We start from the raw sequence: 14,852 nt of genomic DNA, 5'->3' as shown, positions 1-14,852 counted from the left end.
GCTCAGGGCCGCAGCGGCCGGCCGGCGGCGGTCAGGCGAGGCCGGGGCCGCGGACCGGGATGGTGGTGAAGGTGGGGGCGGGGGACAGGTCCTGGAAGAAGTCGTTCGACTTGTTCATCTGACGTGGTGAAGGGTGTTCTGGCTCAGGGAATTACGACGTCGCTCGCGGCCGGCAACAAGGTCGTGACCTATGACGACCTGGCCGACGCGGTTGCGCGCGTCGAGGCCGTTAATGGGCGTCCGTCTGTTGTGTGGGCTTCTACTGACATGGCTGCGGCTCTCCGTAAGGAGAAGGCTTCCGGTAGCGGCGAGTATCAGGGCGGTTCGCCGACTGATTCCCCGGCTGCCACGGCTTGGGGCCTGCCGATCCTGCCGAGTGCATTCCTCCCGGTCCGTACAGTCGTGGTCGCCGACGCGTCCCGCCTCTTTGTCGGCGTGCGGCGAAACGCACAGGTGAAGGTTTCCGAGGACGCTCGCTTCTCCTCGGATCAGGTCGGGTTTAAGCTCACCATGCGCGTGGCTGGTGTCGGTGTTGCTGAGGCCGCGTCGGTCCAGATCGTGAAGGCTGCCGCTAGCTAAACACTGTCGATCAAACAACTCAGGGGCACCCGGCTTGATTCGGGTGCCCCTGAGTTTTTCGTTTCAGCCGAGAACCGAAGGAACTGGATTCCCCGGCTCGTCGAGCCAGACCGTCTCACCCTCTGGGCTCACCGTGAGTCCGAACCGGTCGAAGCCGGGGCGGCCCTGGCCGTCCCACCATCGGAACGCCGTCTCCACCTCATCCCACAGCTTCCGGGGGCCGGACTGCACGACTTCGAACTCTGTCCGCTCTTTCTCGTAGTCGGCCGTCGCCCATGACGTGACCGCCGTATCTCGAAGCCACAGGGTGTAAGAGCCGTCTTTGTACGACTCCATCCACGGGAACGCGTTGGGCACCTGAACCCCGATGGCGAACATGACGTGCCAGTCGCCCACATCGTCCGGGGAAAGAGCCGTGGTCGACTTGATGCCGTCGGCAGGCCACGGCTTGCCCTTCAGGTACTCCCGGACATGCTTCCGCTCGGTGCGCTGGGCGCGAAGCCGCATGAACGCCGAGGAACCGAGGAACTTCCCCGACGCGGTACCGTCCGCGTGCACGGTGAGCCGAACGATGGCTTCCCCGCCGTAGGTCGGCCCCCACGGGGCCACGATCACGCCCCCTGGCTTCGTCTGCTCGACCCAGGCGTAAGGCACCCTGCCGATGGAACACGTGGCGATCACACGGTCATATGGGGCTTCCATGGGGAATGCCTCCGCGCCGTCGCCCACGACGGCCAGGGGCACGAAGCCCGCGTTCTGGAGACGCTTCCTGGCGTCCGCCGACACGGCTTCGTCCACTTCGACCGTGACGACGTTCTCAGGGCCTACGCGGTGCGACAGAAGCGCCGCGTTCCAGCCCGTACCGGTCCCGATCTCCAAGACCCGCTGGCCTTCCTCGACGGCCAGGGCGTCAAGCATTGAGAAGACCATGGTGGGCATGGAGTTGGAGGACGATGGGATCTTGCCCTTCTCGGGGCCGGTGTACGTCCCGTCATCCCACTGCGTGGTGATCGGCGCATCCGTGTAAACGGCCTCCCACCACGCGCGCGGTTCCTCGGATCGGATGATCCGGTTCTTCTGCCGGTTGCCGCCCGCCGTGCCCGGCCAGATGACATCCGGAATGAACAGGTGGCGCGGTGCCCGCTTGTACGCGGGAAGCCAGTCAGACGTCAGGGCGCCCTTTTCCATCAGCGCGGACGCCAGCCGCTCAGGGCTGGCGTCCGTTCCGTGCTGCTCGGTCATTCAGCGGCCGTCCGCCGGTCCCTGGCCGTCGTTGGTGTTGCCGCCCTCGTCCGACCCGCCACCGCCGTGCTTGTTGCCGCTGTCGCTGTCGTCCTGCGGGTTGCCGTCCACCATCGTGAGCCACCAGCTACGCACTTGATTACCTCCTGAGTTCATGGTGCTCATTGGCCGTCCCGCTGTCTGCGAAACGGGGTTTGCCCGCCCCTGCCGGGATTCCCAGCCGTGGGGGAAAGGTGGTCGGGTCACATCCGACAGGGGCGGAGATCAGCGGAGAAAGATCACCAGACGTTGGGTAGGAGCTGACCGCCGGTACAGGTGGGGCAGGGCACCTTTCGCTGGTTGTTGCAGCCCGAGCAACCCTCGAAGCCGAAGCAGATGGGGCACCAGATTTCGCGGTGTCCCGTGCACGTTCCGCAGTAGTCGCCGAAAGACCAAAGGGTCTGCATGAACGTGAGGGGACGGCGCGGGTCGGTGCGCGCCATTAGAGGATTTCGCCACGACTCCGAGCATTGGCTTTGGCGACTTTTTCCCGCAAGGGCGAACGTTCCACTCCTGAGTGCGGAGGAGTGTCCGCCCCTTCGGCCGTCGTTCCCAACGGGTCGTCCGGGTCGTGGAACACCCGCAACCTTCCGTCGCTGCCGAACAACTCGAACGCCTCCGACAACCGGGCTCTTGCGTCGCTCGCCATGATCGCTCGCCCCTCCTCTGGTCGTGCAGACCACGCTAGGAACGGGCCACGTCGGGGCTCTACGAAGTTCTACGAAATTGCACGACGGTTAGCCGAGCGCCTCGATCGCCTTCGTGATCAACGTTCGTGCCGTCGCGCCGTAGACCGCTGCTTCTGACAGGCGTTCGAACGCTCTCGCGTACTGCTCGATCTCCGAGGGTGCTGTGACATTCACGGCGGCAGTCAGTAGCTCTACTTGGGCTTGGGCGCTGTCGTAGATCGAGAACGTCTCCAGCGGCCACATGTGTCGCGAGGCAGTGAACGGCACCACTCCGAGTGAAACCGCCGGCAGGGACATGACCGACAGCAGATGACCCAGTTGTCCGGCCATGACTTCGGCGTCACCAATGCGGTACCGCAAAACGGCTTCTTCAACGAGGATCGCGAATCGATGATCTCCTTCACGCAGGACCCGCGCCCGATCCATGCGGGCGGCCACAGCCTCCGTGACGTCATTGGGTGTCTTCCGGAAGTCGGTGATCTCAGTCAGCAGCGCGGTTGCGTACGCAGGGGTCTGGAGCAGGCCGGGCACCACGTTGGAGCAGTAGATCCGGAAGGTTCGGGTGCGCTCGAAGAGAGGTACGTACGACTCCTGGAGTCGGCGTAGCCCGGTGCGCTGGAGCCGTCGCCACTCGACGTACATCGACTCCGCCGAGCGAGACGCGGCGATCAAGTCGGCTGCTTGATCATCGGCTCCACAGATGCGGCACCAATCGCGAATGTCGGCGTCCGAGGGGGGCGTTACGGCATTCTCCAGCCGACTCGCCTTGGAGGGATGCCAGCCAGCCTGTACGGCCACCTCACGGGCCTTCAGGCCAGCGTCTAGGCGAATATCCCGGAGGCGTGCTGCAAGCGCCTGACGGGCCGCCTGGACGCTGGACGAAGGGGAACGGGCCATTGGTGCTGTGCGTTCTCAGATCCTGTAGCGGTCGTGCGGAATAGCCCGGTCCCAGACGGCTTCGAACGCCGAGGCACACAGCTTGACCACCTCGGCGCGGTCGTCCACTTCGTCGCCGAGGTACACGCCCTCACCGGAGAAGTAGCCGAACCTCACCAACCGGTCATCGAAGCACCAGAAGTCATTGCCGGGGAGTGCCAGATCCGACGCGTTCCGCCGGGGAAGCCAACGAATCTGCTCACCGGCGGCGATGTTGGTGAACGTGCCGTCGTAGAGGTACCGGGTGTACTCGCTCACCGGCTCGGAGACGATCCGGGCGCGACGGATCACGACGCCACGGGAAACGGCCTCGGACACCATGTCCAGCCAGGGACGCCACCAGGACGCCCGGTCGTTTGGGTCCGGTCGATGACCGGCCTTCCATGCGGCCACGCGCGGGGCCTCGTCGGGGTCGTCGTAGAAGTCGCGCATCTCCAGATGCACGGCGGAATGCTGGCAGTTCGCCAGCAGCTCACTGAACGGTGGGGCCGACTGCGGCATCACAAGCCTCCCTGATGGCGGCGACCATGCGCATAGGCAGCCGTACGACGGTCTCGCTGTCGGGGATGGGGCCGGTCTTTAGGCACTCGGCGCGCGTCGCCTCGTCCACCGTCCAACCCTGCATCACGATCTCTTGCTTCTCCTCGTCGACCCAGACCGTGGGGCAGTTCGCCCCGTCCGTGTTCGGGTCCTTGGCGATGAACCGTAGCGACACAGCAGCCTCCCGGGCTATGCGGATTGCACGGACTTCTACGCACGGACCCTCCCGATGCTGCCGTGTTGGCGTCAAGGGTGCGCTTTAAGCCACGGGAGCGGGGGGCTCATAGCGCCACCTACGGACAGCAGCAGACCCCCCGGCGACGCCGAGGGGTCTGTGAGGCGCTTACGGGGTGGCTCAGGCCAGCCCGGGCCCCCGCACCGGGATGCTGGTGAACGTCGGCTGCTCGGGTTCCCGCGAAGTGAAGAAGTCGTTGCCCTTGTCGTCGACGACGATGAACGCGGGGAAGTCCTCGACCTCGATCTTCCAGACCGCCTCCATGCCGAGCTCCTCGTACTCGAGCACCTCGACCTTCTTGATGCAGTCCTGGGCGAGCCGGGCGGCCGGGCCGCCGATGGAGCCCAGGTAGAAGCCGCCGTGCGCGGCGCACGCGTCGGTGACCTGCTTGCTGCGGTTGCCCTTCGCCAGCATCACCTTGGAGCCGCCCGCGGCCTGGAACTGCTCCACGTAGGAGTCCATCCGGCCGGCGGTCGTCGGACCGAAGGAGCCGGAGGCGTAGCCCTCCGGGGTCTTCGCCGGGCCGGCGTAGTACACCGGGTGGTCCTTCAGGTACTGCGGCATCTCCTCGCCCGCGTCCAGCCGCTCCTTGATCTTGGCGTGCGCGATGTCCCGCGCCACGACCAGCGGACCGCTCAGCGACAGGCGGGTCTTCACCGGGTGCTTGGTCAGCTCCGCGAGGATCGCGTCCATCGGCTGGTTGAGGTCGATCTTGACGACCTCGCCCTCGTCCGCCAGCTGCTCGGGCGTGGTGTCCGGCAGGAACCGCGCCGGGTCCGTCTCCAGCTGCTCCAGGAAGACACCCTCGGCGGTGATCTTCGCGACGGCCTGCCGGTCGGCCGAGCAGGAGACCGCGAGGGCGACCGGGCAGGAGGCGCCATGGCGGGGCAGGCGGATCACGCGGACGTCGTGGCAGAAGTACTTGCCGCCGAACTGCGCCCCGATGCCGATCTTCTGGGTCAGCTCGAAGACCTTCTCCTCCAGCTCCTTGTCCCGGAAGCCGTGCCCCAGCTCGGAGCCCTCGGTCGGCATGTTGTCCAGGTAGTGCGCGGAGGCGTACTTCGCGGTCTTCAGCGCGTACTCGGCACTCGTGCCGCCGACGACGATCGCCAGGTGGTACGGCGGGCAGGCGGCCGTGCCGAGCGAACGGATCTTCTCCTCCAGGAACTTCATCATGGAGGCCTCGTTCAGGACCGCCTTGGTCTCCTGGTACAGGAAGGACTTGTTGGCGGAGCCGCCGCCCTTGGCCATGAAGAGGAACTTGTACGCGTCGCCGTCGGTCGCGTACAGCTCGATCTGCGCGGGGAGGTTGGTGCCGGTGTTCTTCTCCTCCCACATGGTGAGCGGAGCCATCTGCGAGTAGCGCAGGTTGAGCTTCTGGTACGCATCGTAGATGCCGCGGCTCAGCGCCTCCTCGTCCCGGCCCTCGGTCAGCACGTTCTGCCCGCGCTTGCCCATCACGATGGCCGTGCCGGTGTCCTGGCACATCGGCAGCACGCCCGCGGCCGCGATGTTGGCGTTCTTCAGCAGGTCCAGCGCCACGAACTTGTCGTTGCTGGACGCCTCCGGGTCGTCGATGATGCGGCGTAGCTGGGCCAGGTGGGCCGGGCGCAGGTAGTGCTGGATGTCGCGGATGGCCTCCTCGGCGAGCTTGCGCAGCGCCTCCGGCTCCACCTTGAGGAAGGTCCGCCCGCCGGCCTCGAAGGTGGAGACACCTTCGGAGGTCACCAGCCGGTACGGGGTGGTGTCCTCTCCCGTGGGGAGCAGATCGGCGTACTCGAACTCAGGCATCGCGCCCATTCCTCACTCGACAGACGGCTGCCCGCCTTCGTCGGCGGGCGCCCACCAGCGTAAAACCTGCCGACCGCGGCTGAGCCTGTGAGGTAAGGCTCAGTTGCCGGACCACAAGGGGTGTCGCGATCTATCGTGTTTGGGTACGCTGCTGCCGTGGACCTTCAGAAGCACGCACCGCAGCAGGACAACGCACCGACGCCCGCAGAGCTGCGGGCCTCGGACGCCGACCGTGACCGCATAGCCGAGCTTCTGCGCGAGGCCCTGGCCGAGGGCCGGCTGACCGCCGAGGAGCACGCCGAGCGGGTCGAGGGCGTGCTGGCCGCCAAGACGGTGGGGGAGCTCGAGACGTTCGTCCGGGACCTCCCGGCCGCCCACCAGCGCCGCCCCGCCCCCGCCCCGAGCCGCCCCACCGCCGGCGCCATCCCGGTCGACCCCGACGACAACGTGGTCGCGGTGTTCAGCGCCGCCGTCCGCAGGGGCCGCTGGCGCGCCGGACGCCGCATCCACGCGTACGCGATCTTCGGCAGCGTGGAGATCGACCTCAGCGAGGCGCTCTTCGACCACCAGCAGGTCGTGATCAAGGCGTTCTCCGTCTTCGGCAACGTCGAGGTCCGCGTCCCGGAGAACGTCTCGCTGCGCGGCCTGGGCGGCGGCGTGCTCGGCAACTTCGAGGTGGCCTCGCTCGACGCCGAGGACCCCGGGGCGCCGGTGGTCTACGTCGACGGCTGGGCGGTCCTGGGCAACGTGGAGGCGCGCCCGAAGCGCGGCAAGCTGGTCGCCGACATCCTGGACCGGGTGCAGCGCTCGCTGGACCGCGCGCACCATCGCGGCATGCGCAGGCATCTCGGCCACTGACGGCGAGCGCGAAACGTCCCAGCGGGCGCCGACGGCCAGTGACCGATGTCCACAGTCGCCGCCGGCTACCGAGATGCCCGAAGTCGCCTCAGCGGCCGGGACATTGACGGTTGCCGTCGGCGCCCGCAGAGACGCTCGCGCTCGACGAACGCATACTCCGGCCACCGGCTGACATCTGGTCGCCGACAGCGACCGCAGGCATCCGGCCACCGGCAGGTATCGGTCACCGACTACATCCGCACACCGACGACGGCCGAAGGCATCCGTCACGTCACCCGCGACCGCACGCCTCCCGGCCGCGGGTGACGCACGCCCGCCGGCGGGGCGGCAACGGCCGTACCCGCGCCTCCCGTGCCACTGAACGCAGATTCCGTACCGGGCGGTTGGGGACTCAGTGCATAGGCACGCGCACAACGGGTAAGCCTTGCTGCATCGTCTCCAGGAGGGCGCCGCGGGACTCACGCGGAGCCCGGCACGCCCGGCACGCCCGCTCGCGGCGTTGCCGAACCGCCCTCGCGGGCCGGCCGCGGGGGACGGCTCGGCGCTGCGGTCGGACGCACCGGTCACACCGGGCTCACCACGTGGATCCCGCAGCACCCTCCAGCCGCGAAGCCGTCGTCAGGAGTTGACCGTGCTGCAACCGCCGCATTCGTCCCTGCAGGTAGCTGCCGTTCCGGCCCAGCGGGTGCCAGCGCGAGACAGGGACCAAGACACCCCCTGGCACACCGAGGCGGTGTGCCGCCGCGACGAGGCCGGTCTGTTCTTCGCCCCGTCGAAGGAACCCACCGCGGCCCGCCTCTCCCGCGAGGAGGCGGCCAAGCGGGTCTGCGCCCGCTGTCCGGTCATGGTGGAGTGCCGCGAACACGCCCTTCTCCAGCCCGAGCCCTACGGCGTCTGGGGCGGACTGACCGCGGCCGAGCGCCGCGTGGTCCTGGCCCGCCGCCGCAGGCGCGAGATGGAGCTGAAGAAGGCCGCGCGCACGACGAACCGCATAGCCGCGGCCGGCTGAGCCCCGCACGAGGCAATCGCACGCGACCGCCGCACGCGACAACGACACGAGACCGATACGAGAACGACCGCACGAGAAGCGACCGCACGAGACAACAGCGCGAGAAGCGACCGCACGAGACAACTGCGCGAGGCAGCCGCAGGAGGCAGCCGCACGAGAACGGCCGTACGGCCCCGGCCGTACAAAAAGGGCACCCCCTCCGCACAGGGGGTGCCCTTTCATGCCGCCGGGCCGAAGCCCTGCCTCACTTGGCCCGGTCGAAGTCGATCGCGCTGTAGGCCCGCAGCTTGCTCAGCCGGTGTTCGGAGTCGATCCGCCGCACGGTCCCCGACTTGGACCGCATCACGATGGAGTCGGTGGTGGCTGTCTCCGACCGGTACCGCACGCCCCGCAGCAGCTCGCCGTCGGTGATGCCGGTGGCCACGAAGAAGACGTTGTCCCCGGTGACCAGGTCCTCCGTCGTCAGGACCTTGTCCAGGTCGTGCCCCGCGTCGATGGCACGCTGCCGCTCCTCGTCGTCCTTGGGCCAGAGCTTGCCCTGGATCGTCCCGCCCAGGCACTTCACGGCGCAGGCCGAGATGATGCCCTCGGGGGTGCCGCCGATGCCGAGCAGCAGATCGATGCCGGTGCCCTCGCGCAGCGCCAGGATCGAGCCCGCCACGTCACCGTCGGAGATCAGCTTGATCCGCGCCCCAGTCTCCCGGATCTCCTTGATGATGCCCTCGTGCCGCGGCCGGTCCAGGATCACCACGGTGACGTCCTCGGGCGTGACCCGCTTCGCCTTGGCGACCCGGCGGATGTTCACGCTCACCGGCGCGTTGATGTCGACGAAGTCCGCCGCCTCCGGCCCGGTGACCAGCTTGTCCATGTAGAAGACCGCGGACGGGTCGAACATCGAGCCGCGCTCGGCCGCAGCCAGCACCGCGATGGCGTTGGTCATGCCCTTGGCGGTCAGCGTCGTGCCGTCGATCGGGTCGACGGCGATGTCGCACTCCGGTCCGGTCCCGTCACCCACGCGCTCGCCGTTGTAGAGCATCGGGGCCTCGTCCTTCTCGCCCTCGCCGATGACGACCACGCCGTTCATCGAGACGGTGGAGACGAGGGTGCGCATGGCGCGCACCGCGGCCCCGTCGGCGCCGTTCTTGTCGCCCCGGCCGACCCAGCGGCCGGCGGCCATCGCCGCGGCCTCCGTCACCCGCACCAGTTCCAGGGCGAGGTTGCGGTCGGGGGCCTCGGAGGGGACATCGAGCTCGGACGGCAAATGGTGATGATCGGTCATCGGAGCGCACCTTTCTGTACGACGACGGCCGGATGAGGGTGTAGACCCGACTCTATCGTTAGGCAGACAAAATGAGCAGGGGACCCCACGGATGAGCGCCCCGGACACCTGCGACGATAGGGGCGTGGCAGGAAAGAGCAGCGTGCAGAAGTCGGCCCGGGACATGATCCTCTCCCTGGGCCTCATCGGTCTTGTCTCGGGAGTGGTCTGGCTGTTCCTCCCGCACGACGACAGCGACCCGGAGCTGAAGCGGGTCGACTACAGGGTCGAGCTGCTCACCGCCCGCCGCGCCGCGTCTTACCCGGTGGCCGCCCCCGAGGGCCTGCCGAAGGCCTGGAAGGCGACCTCCGTGCGCTACCGCGGCGAGGAGGGCGAGGCCTGGCACCTCGGCTTCCACACCGCGGAGGGCGAGTACATCGGGGTGGAGCAGTCCACGCGCAAGCCGGTGCTCTTCATCGAGGAGGCGACCCAGGGCGCCGAGAAGACCGACGTCACCCAGAAGATCAACGGCCAGACCTGGACGCGTTACGACGGCGACCACTACGACGCGCTGGTCCTCCAGGGCAAGGACGGTGCGACCACCGTGGTGACCGGCACGGCACCCTTCGGGCAGCTGACGAAGATGGCGCAGGCGCTGCGCACCGAGTGAGCCCCCGGCCAGAGTCGGGACAGGGCCCTCGCGGAGCGATCCGCGAGGGCCCTGTTTCGTGACCGGCCGAGCCATGCGGCCACCCGGTGTTCTGCGTCCTGTGGTACGTCCGGCGGGGTCAGACCTCGCTGACGACCTGCTCGTACTCCAGCCGCGGGCTGCGCGGGAACCAGGCGTCCGGGCCGGGGCGGCCGATGTTGACGATCATCAGCGGGGTGTGGTCGTCGTCCAGGAACTCCTTGCGGACACCCTCGTGGTCGAACCCGGTCATCGGCCCGGCGGCCAGCCCTGCGGCCCGCACGCCGACGATGAAGTATCCGGCCTGGAGGGCGGCGTTCAGCGCGGCGGAGTTCTCCCGCACCGGGCGCTCGGCGAAGAAGACGTCCTTGGCCTGCGGGAAGTGCGGCAGCAGGGCGGGCAGTTCCTCGTGGAACTCGTTGTCCGCGGAGAGGATCGCGACCAGCGGCGCGGACGCGGTCTTGGCCCGGTTGCCCTCGGCCAGGTGCGGCAGCAGCCGCTCGCGGGCCTCGGGGGAGCGGACCAGGGTGATGCGCAGCGGGCACTGGTTGAAGGCGGTGGGGCCGTACTTGACCAGGTCGTAGATCGCCCGCATCTGCTCGTCGGTCACCGGTTCATCGGTGAACGTGCTGGCGGTGCGCGCCTCGCGGAACAGCAGATCCTGAGCGGCCGGGTCAAGAGCGAGTGACATACGTGATGAACCTTCTCGGTGGTGCGGTTGACGCAGCCGACCGTACGCCCGGTGAAGTTCAACACTCGACAAAAACCGGACTGCGGTGATCCACTTCACAGGTTCCGCGCCAGGACACTGCTACAGGCATGTCGGACACCGCGACGACGACTACTCGCCCTCGTCGGCGTCCTCGGCCTCCGTCTCCTCCGCCAGCGCCGCGTCCAGCCGGGCCCGGGCGCCCTCCAGCCAGCGCCGGCACACCTTGGCCAGCTCCTCGCCGCGCTCCCACAGCGCCAGCGACTCCTCCAGCGTCGTACCGCCCGCCTCCAGGCGCCGCACGACCTCGATCAGCTCGTCCCGAGCCTGCTCGTACCCCAGTGCCTCGGCCACCGCCGCCTGCTCCGTCCCGCCGGTCACCGTCTGCTCCGTCTCGCCGGTCATCAGCCCACCCTACGCATCCACCCGGACCGTGAACTCGCCCTCCGACACCCGGGCCCGCAAGGCCTCACCGGGCTGCACCTCCGCCGCCGCGCGCACCGCGTGCCCGTCGGACCGCTGGAGCACGGCGTATCCGCGCTTCAGCGTCGCCGCGGGGGAGAGGGCCACCACCCGCGCATGCGTATGCGTCAGCTCCGAGTCCGCCCGGTCGAGCTGGTGCCGCAGGCAGCGCCGGCCCCGCTCGATCAGCGCGGTGACCTCCTCCGCACGGACGTCGATCATCCGGTGCGGATCCTGTATCGAGGGCCGGGCCAGAGCCTGCGCCAGGCCCCGCTCCTCGCGGTCCAGGAACGCCTCCACACAGCGCCGCGCCCGGTCCCGCAGCATCCGTACCCGCTCGAACTCCTCACCCACGTCCGGCACGACCTTCTTGGCCGCGTCCGTGGGCGTGGAGGCGCGCAGATCGGCGACGTGGTCGAGCAGCGGATTGTCCGGCTCGTGGCCGATCGCCGAGACCACCGGCGTACGGCAGGCGGCCACCGCGCGCACCAGCTGCTCGTCGGAGAACGGCAGCAGATCCTCCACGCTGCCGCCGCCGCGCGCCACGATGATCACGTCCACCTCGTCGATGTCGTCCAGCTCCTTCACCGCCTGGACGACCCCCGGCACCGCGTGCACCCCCTGCACCGCCACATTGCGCACCTCGAAACGGACCGCGGGCCAGCGGTGCCGGGCGTTCTCCAGCACGTCCCGCTCGGCGGCCGAGGCGCGCCCGCACACCAGCCCGATCAGCTGCGGCAGGAACGGCAGCGGCTTCTTGCGCTCCGGCGCGAACAGACCCTCCCGCGCCAGCGACTTCTTCAGCTGCTCCAGCCGGGCCAGCAGCTCCCCGACCCCCACCGGCCGGATCTCGGCCGCCCGCAGCGACAGCTGCCCGCGCGGCGCGTACCACTCCGGCTTGCAGTGCACGATCACCCGCGCACCCTCGCTCACCACGTCCGCCACCGCCTCGAACACCTGCCGGCGGCAGGTCACGCCCACGGAGATGTCGTACGACGGGTCGCGCAGCGTCAGGAACACCATGCCCGCGCCCGGCCGCCGCGACAGCTGGGTGATCTGCCCCTCGACCCACACCGCGCCGAGCCGGTCGATCCACCCTCCGATGAGCCGCGACACCTCGCTGACCGGCAGGGGCGCTTCCGCAGACGTTGTGACAGCCATGCCCGCGAGAGTAGTGCGCCGCACCGACAACGCACCGTGACCGCCCCCTCCGGCCGCCCCGCGCCCGCCCCTCCGGCCGCCCCGCGCCCGCCCCTCCGGCCGCCCCGCGCCCGCCCCTCCGGCCGCCCCGCGCCCGGTCCCGCTGCCGCCGCTGATCCGGACGACAGGACCTGGCCCTTACGATGGACCGCATGACTGCTTCGCCTGGCCGCCGTGTCCTGCTCGCCGCCCCCCGGGGCTACTGCGCGGGTGTGGACCGCGCCGTGATCGCCGTCGAGAAGGCTCTCGAGCAGTACGGGGCCCCCGTCTACGTCCGGCACGAGATCGTGCACAACAAGTACGTCGTGCAGACCCTGGAGAAGAAGGGCGCCATCTTCGTCGAACGGACGGAGGAGGTCCCGCCGGGCAACATCGTGATGTTCTCCGCGCACGGCGTGGCGCCCGTCGTCCACGAGGAGGCCCGGCGCGGCCGGCTCGCCACCATCGACGCCACCTGCCCGCTGGTCACCAAGGTCCACAAGGAAGCGGTCCGGTTCGCCAAGGAGGACTACGACATCCTCCTGATCGGGCACGAGGGCCACGAGGAGGTCATCGGCACCTCCGGCGAGGCCCCCGAGCACATCCAGCTGGTCGACGGCCCCGGCGACGTGGAGAAGGTCGAGGTCCGCGACCCGAACAAGGTCGTCTGGCTCTCCCAGACCACGCTCAGCGTCGACGAGACCATGGAGACCGTCGACGCCCTCAAGGAGAAGTTCCCGCAGCTGGTCTCGCCGCCCAGCGACGACATCTGCTACGCCACGCAGAACCGCCAGCTCGCGGTCAAGCAGATGGGCGCCCAGGCCGACCTGGTGATCGTGGTCGGCTCCCGCAACTCCTCCAACTCCAAGCGGCTGGTCGAGGTCGCCAAGCTCGCCGGCGCCCGCGAGGCCTACCTGGTGGACTTCGCCGACGAGATCGACGAGGCCTGGCTGGAGGGCGTCACCACGGTCGGCGTCACCTCGGGCGCCTCGGTGCCGGAGGTGCTGGTCGAGCAGGTGCTGGAGTGGCTCGCCCAGCGCGGCTTCGAGGACGTGGAGATCGTCAAGGCCGCCGAGGAGTCCATCACCTTCTCGCTGCCCAAGGAACTGCGCCGCGACCTGCGCGAGGAGGCCGCCGCCCTGGTGGCCGAGCGCGGCGGCGCCGGGAGTGGCGAGCCCGCGGCCGAGTGACCCCGGAGGCCGCCGCGGCTCCGTGACGTCACGGAGCCTGTCGCGGTCGTCACGGAGAGTAGAGAGGTCACGGAGATCGACTCCGTGACCTTCCGTGGTCCGTCGTAACGTAAGGCTATGCAGATCTTCGGCGTGGACATCGGCGGATCCGGGATCAAGGGCGCCCCGGTCGACCTGGACAAAGGGGATCTGGCGCAGGAGCGCCACAAGATCCTCACCCCGCACCCGGCCACGCCCGACGCGGTGGCCGACGGCGTCAAGCAGGTCGTCGACCACTTCGGCTGGACCGGCCCGGTCGGCATCACCTTCCCCGGCGTGGTCACCGACGGCGCCACCATCCGTACCGCCGCCAACGTCGACAAGAGCTGGGTCGGCACCGACGCGCGCGTCCTGCTCGGCGACCGCCTCGGCGGCCTGCCGGTGACGGTGGTCAACGACGCGGACGCCGCCGGCATCGCCGAGATGCACTTCGGCGCCGGACGCCACCGCCGGGGCACCGTCATCGTGCTGACCTTCGGCACCGGCATCGGCAGCGCCCTGTTCACGGACGGCGTCCTCGTCCCCAACACCGAGCTCGGGCATCTGGAACTGCGCGGCCACGACGCGGAGAAGCGCGCCTCCAGCAAGGCCAAGGAGGACCACGACCTGTCCTGGGAGGAGTGGGCGCGCCGGGTGAAGAAGTACCTGGCCCACGTCGAGATGCTGTTCTCGCCGGAGCTGTTCATCATCGGCGGCGGCGTCAGCCGCAAGGCGCACAAGTTCCTGCCGCACATCAAGGGCATCAAGGCCGAGATCGTCCCCGCCCGGCTGCAGAACAACGCGGGCATCGTCGGAGCGGCCATGCGAGCGGCCACCGGAGTCTGACCCGAAGGGCCGGCCCGCGGGGAATCACCCCTCCGTGGATCACCCCCGCGTGGATCACCCCCGCGTGGATTCAACCCGCGCGGATCACCTCTGTACGCGCCCGCGCCCGCGCCCGGCCCGCCGTTCCCGGCCGATCATGCGCACCCGCCGCACCAGAACGATCACCCCCGCCACCAGCGTCCCCCCGTACAGCCACCCGGCCTGGATGGCGAGGCCGGTCACCAGCCCCATCAGCCTGCTGGCCGTGCTGCCGTCGCCCTGCTCGGCGACCGGCACCAGCCCCACCAGGAAGCCGATCGGCACCACCACCGGGGCCGTGAGCAGATCACCGCGCCGCACCCACAGCGCCGTCAGCGCACACACCGGCAGGAACAGCACCCCGTACACCGTCTGGGCCGCGCGCCCGAACAGCGCTCCGGCGAGCAGACCGAGCAGCAGCAGCGCGGCGGCGCAGAAGAGCCCCGTGCCGAGCCCGGTGAGCCGGGGACCGGGAAACCGGCGGGCGGCTGCGGCGGCAGCAGCCGGCCGGCGCTGCGCGGGACGCGGCGCGCGGGACGCCTGCCGGGGCGCCCGCGGGGACCGGG

The 14,852-nt window shown here is 69.4% G+C and carries 17 protein-coding genes; 6 read left to right on the top strand and 11 right to left on the bottom strand.

Annotation, left to right across the window (positions count from 1 at the left end):
- Positions 1-126: 126 nt before the first annotated feature.
- Positions 127-579 (top strand): phage major capsid protein, encoded by a 453-nt coding sequence (locus ABD198_RS02525; protein ID WP_343997621.1) that lies wholly within the window; start codon positions 127-129, stop codon positions 577-579.
- 63 nt (positions 580-642) lie between these two features.
- Here the strand turns inward: ABD198_RS02525 and ABD198_RS02520 are convergent, their stop codons facing one another.
- The 6 genes from ABD198_RS02520 to ABD198_RS02495 form a co-directional block, all read right to left on the bottom strand.
- Complete coding sequence (locus tag ABD198_RS02520; RefSeq protein ID WP_343997620.1) at positions 643-1,821, bottom strand: methyltransferase domain-containing protein; 1,179 nt, start codon at positions 1,819-1,821, stop codon at positions 643-645.
- Positions 1,822-1,956, bottom strand: coding sequence for a hypothetical protein (locus tag ABD198_RS02515; RefSeq protein ID WP_343997619.1), 135 nt, complete (start codon positions 1,954-1,956; stop codon positions 1,822-1,824).
- 641 nt (positions 1,957-2,597) lie between these two features.
- Complete coding sequence (locus ABD198_RS02510; protein ID WP_343997618.1) at positions 2,598-3,446, bottom strand: helix-turn-helix domain-containing protein; 849 nt, start codon at positions 3,444-3,446, stop codon at positions 2,598-2,600.
- Positions 3,447-3,461: 15 nt separating this feature from the next.
- Complete coding sequence (locus tag ABD198_RS02505) at positions 3,462-3,986, bottom strand: DUF6879 family protein (protein ID WP_343997617.1); 525 nt, start codon at positions 3,984-3,986, stop codon at positions 3,462-3,464.
- Positions 3,958-4,200, bottom strand: coding sequence for a hypothetical protein (locus ABD198_RS02500; protein ID WP_343997616.1), 243 nt, complete (start codon positions 4,198-4,200; stop codon positions 3,958-3,960). The genes ABD198_RS02505 and ABD198_RS02500 overlap by 29 nt, the downstream gene beginning before the upstream one ends.
- Positions 4,201-4,380: 180 nt before the next feature.
- Complete coding sequence (locus ABD198_RS02495; protein WP_343997615.1) at positions 4,381-6,060, bottom strand: fumarate hydratase; 1,680 nt, start codon at positions 6,058-6,060, stop codon at positions 4,381-4,383.
- 147 nt (positions 6,061-6,207) lie between these two features.
- On the opposite strand from ABD198_RS02495, the gene ABD198_RS02490 reads away from it, so the two are divergent.
- Entirely contained in the window at positions 6,208-6,909 is a 702-nt protein-coding gene (locus ABD198_RS02490; RefSeq protein WP_343997614.1) for a DUF1707 SHOCT-like domain-containing protein, read from the top strand.
- A 631-nt stretch (positions 6,910-7,540) separates the two neighbouring features.
- Positions 7,541-7,918, top strand: a complete 378-nt coding sequence (locus ABD198_RS02485; RefSeq protein ID WP_167994305.1) for a WhiB family transcriptional regulator — start codon at positions 7,541-7,543, stop codon at positions 7,916-7,918.
- A gap of 244 nt (positions 7,919-8,162) precedes the next feature.
- Here ABD198_RS02485 and glpX read toward each other — a convergent pair whose 3' ends face one another.
- Entirely contained in the window at positions 8,163-9,197 is a 1,035-nt protein-coding gene (gene glpX / locus ABD198_RS02480; RefSeq protein ID WP_343997613.1) for a class II fructose-bisphosphatase, read from the bottom strand.
- A 91-nt stretch (positions 9,198-9,288) separates the two neighbouring features.
- On the opposite strand from glpX, the gene ABD198_RS02475 reads away from it, so the two are divergent.
- On the top strand, positions 9,289-9,846 hold the full coding sequence (locus ABD198_RS02475; RefSeq protein WP_425580401.1) for a DUF4245 domain-containing protein: 558 nt from the start codon (positions 9,289-9,291) through the stop codon (positions 9,844-9,846).
- Between the two features lie 118 nt (positions 9,847-9,964).
- Here the strand turns inward: ABD198_RS02475 and ABD198_RS02470 are convergent, their stop codons facing one another.
- The 3 genes from ABD198_RS02470 to xseA form a co-directional block, all read right to left on the bottom strand.
- Positions 9,965-10,555, bottom strand: a complete 591-nt coding sequence (locus ABD198_RS02470; protein ID WP_343997611.1) for a malonic semialdehyde reductase — start codon at positions 10,553-10,555, stop codon at positions 9,965-9,967.
- Positions 10,556-10,705: 150 nt separating this feature from the next.
- The gene (locus ABD198_RS02465) at positions 10,706-10,978 is read right to left on the bottom strand and encodes an exodeoxyribonuclease VII small subunit (RefSeq protein ID WP_343997610.1); all 273 of its coding nucleotides are present in this window, start codon (positions 10,976-10,978) and stop codon (positions 10,706-10,708) included.
- A 9-nt stretch (positions 10,979-10,987) separates the two neighbouring features.
- The gene (gene xseA / locus ABD198_RS02460; RefSeq protein ID WP_343997609.1) at positions 10,988-12,196 is read right to left on the bottom strand and encodes an exodeoxyribonuclease VII large subunit; all 1,209 of its coding nucleotides are present in this window, start codon (positions 12,194-12,196) and stop codon (positions 10,988-10,990) included.
- 182 nt (positions 12,197-12,378) lie between these two features.
- Here xseA and ABD198_RS02455 point away from each other — a divergent pair, with 182 nt between their 5' ends.
- Together ABD198_RS02455 and ppgK are read left to right on the top strand one after the other, a co-directional pair.
- Entirely contained in the window at positions 12,379-13,404 is a 1,026-nt protein-coding gene (locus tag ABD198_RS02455) for a 4-hydroxy-3-methylbut-2-enyl diphosphate reductase (RefSeq protein ID WP_343997608.1), read from the top strand.
- 117 nt (positions 13,405-13,521) lie between these two features.
- The gene (gene ppgK / locus ABD198_RS02450; protein WP_343997607.1) at positions 13,522-14,268 is read left to right on the top strand and encodes a polyphosphate--glucose phosphotransferase; all 747 of its coding nucleotides are present in this window, start codon (positions 13,522-13,524) and stop codon (positions 14,266-14,268) included.
- An 84-nt stretch (positions 14,269-14,352) separates the two neighbouring features.
- Here ppgK and ABD198_RS02445 read toward each other — a convergent pair.
- Positions 14,353-14,852, bottom strand: a 500-nt coding sequence (locus ABD198_RS02445; protein ID WP_343997606.1) for a DUF6542 domain-containing protein, incomplete at its 5' end; no start/stop codon positions are given.

Source organism: Streptomyces thermocarboxydovorans, assembly GCF_039524635.1.
Lineage (GTDB): Bacteria > Actinomycetota > Actinomycetes > Streptomycetales > Streptomycetaceae > Streptomyces > Streptomyces thermocarboxydovorans.
Note: the sequence above shows the minus strand (reverse complement) of the source record. Positions and strands in the feature narration are given on the sequence as shown.